The sequence below is a fragment of the Mesorhizobium sp. M0152 genome (genome assembly GCF_040322415.1).
Taxonomy (GTDB): domain Bacteria; phylum Pseudomonadota; class Alphaproteobacteria; order Rhizobiales; family Rhizobiaceae; genus Mesorhizobium.
In genome coordinates this window covers 1-767 of record NZ_JAMYTH010000123.1, presented here as the reverse complement: position 1 = coordinate 767, position 767 = coordinate 1, and the positions used below count along the sequence as shown (strand labels likewise).

Annotated in this window: 1 protein-coding gene; it reads right to left on the bottom strand. The window is 56.3% G+C overall.

What is annotated here, in order from left to right; genetic code table 11:
- Window positions 1-105: 105 nt before the first annotated feature.
- Window positions 106-765, bottom strand: a complete 660-nt coding sequence (locus NKJ26_RS33435; protein ID WP_023734848.1) for a winged helix-turn-helix domain-containing protein — start codon at window positions 763-765, stop codon at window positions 106-108.
- Window positions 766-767 lie beyond the last annotated feature (2 nt).

Sequence of the window (767 nt, the reverse complement as noted above, 5' to 3'; positions counted from 1 at the left end):
GCTGATGCGATCTCCGGACCGGTAGCTCTCGCCGTAATTGATCAGGCTGGTACTGTTGGAAGGCTTGATCAGCCTCGTCACCCCAGTCTCCAGCATAGCTCACTGTCACGCGGCCAACGTGCCTCCGTAGCTAACATCTACGTCAGCGTTGAAGAAGTACCCTGCGCCACGGGATGTTTTGACCAGGCGAGGGTTGGCCGCATCAGCCTCCAGCTTTCGGCGCAAGCGCATGATTAGGACATCGATACTTCGATCGTACACCTCTTCTCCACGCACACGGCTCGCGAGCAAAAGCCGTTCTCTGGATAGCACGTTGCGGGGGTTCTCCAGAAATGCGATCAAGAGATTGAACTCACATGCGGTAAGCTTGACCTCGCCACGCTCCGCACAGATCAGTCGCCGCTGCTTCACGCTGAGCTTCCAGGCCCCAAAGCGAAATGAGCGCTGCTCTCTGGTTCGCGGACTAGAAATGCGCTGGCGTAGCGCTACTCGAATGCGGGCCAAGAATTCGCGCATCCCGAAAGGCTTGGGAATGAAATCGGTTGCGCCGAGCTCCAGTGCAACCACTTTTTCCGCCTCATCAAGCCGGTCGCCGCTGATCACTATGATAGGAACATCCGATTTTGTCGCCAGATTGCGGACGATCGCAAGTCCATCCTCCCGGCCTAGGTTAAGGTCAACAACCACGAGATCGACTGGCTCACGTGAAAGAACATAGTCAAACTGCTTGCTATCGTGGACTGCGGTTACCTTCAGGGCATGCATCG